General features: G+C 79.4%; 1 protein-coding gene. It reads left to right on the top strand.

The window, feature by feature from the left end; genetic code table 11:
* The coding region (locus tag ICW40_RS20570; protein WP_221655824.1) for a hypothetical protein at positions 1–1,179 on the top strand (1,179 nt) is incomplete at both ends.

Genomic DNA, 1,179 nt, shown 5'->3' with positions numbered 1-1,179 from the left:
GTCCGGCGCAGCGCGATGGGCGTCGCCCGGGCGCGCCGCCTGCGCGGGCTGCTCGCCGTGCGGCTCGACGCCTCGACGGAGCCGATCCGCCGCGCCGTGCTCGCCGTCGAGTCGGACCTGCCGCCCGACGGCGCGCTGCTCGTCCGCGCGGCGCAGGACGCCCTCGGGTTCCACGACCTGCCCCTGGCCGAGCGCCTCGCGCGCGCGGCGGCGGCCGACGGCGACTGGCATGCGCGGCTCGTGCACGCCTCGACCCTGTCCTGGCTGACCCGCGGCGAGGAGGCCGAGGCGGTGCTCGCCGACCTCGCGGCGAAAGCGCCCGACGCCGGTCTGCGCGCCTGGGTGCACGCGCACCGGGCCGGCAACCTCATCTGGACGCTGCGCCGGCCCGACCTCGCCCTCGCGGTGCTGCGCGAGGCGACCGAGATCCCCGACGCGGGCACGGCAGCCCTCACGGTCGAGGCCATGCTCGCCGCCCACGAGGCCGCGGTCGGCGACGCGTGCGGCGCACTCGGCCGGGCGCTCGCGCTGCAGGACCGCGACCTGCCGGACGACCTCACGCGCCTCGTCGTCACCGCGGCCGTGGCCGCATGCGCGGCCGTGCAGGGCCGCACCGAGCTGCTCGACGACGTCGTCGGCCGCCAGGGCGCCGCCGCCGCGCGCCGTGCGATCCCCGTGTTCGGCCTGACCGACTGGCTCGTGCTCGGCTACCGGCTGCACGGCGACGTCGCTCGCGCGCGCGAGGTGAGCCGCGAGCTGCAGGAGTCGTCGGCGCAGCTGCCCGGGCCCGCGCGACTCATGGGACTCGTGCTGGCCGGCCACGCGGCGCTCGCCGGCGGTGACGTGCGCGGCGCCGTCGTGCCGCTGCGCGAGGCGTGGGCCGGGCTCGGGCCCTCCCGGCACGAGTTCCGCTTCCGCTGCCGCACGCTGCTCGCGACGGCGCACGCGCTGGCGGGCCGCGCCGACGACGCCCGCCCTCTGCTCGACGAGCTCGCCATCGACGCGCACCCCGCTTACACCCTCTACGCACCCGACGACCTCCTCGCCCGGGCCTGGGGCGCCGCCGCCGACGGCGCCTCGACCGAGGCCGTGCGGCACGCCGTCGGCGCGGCCGACCTGGCCCGGGCGCAGGCGTCGCCCGCGTTCGAGGTGCTCGCGTGGCAGGCGGCGACCCAGCTC

It is taken from the genome of Actinotalea ferrariae, assembly GCF_019733465.1.
GTDB classification, from domain to species: Bacteria; Actinomycetota; Actinomycetes; order Actinomycetales; family Cellulomonadaceae; genus Actinotalea; species Actinotalea ferrariae_A.
This window is presented reverse-complemented; position numbering and strand designations above follow the sequence as displayed.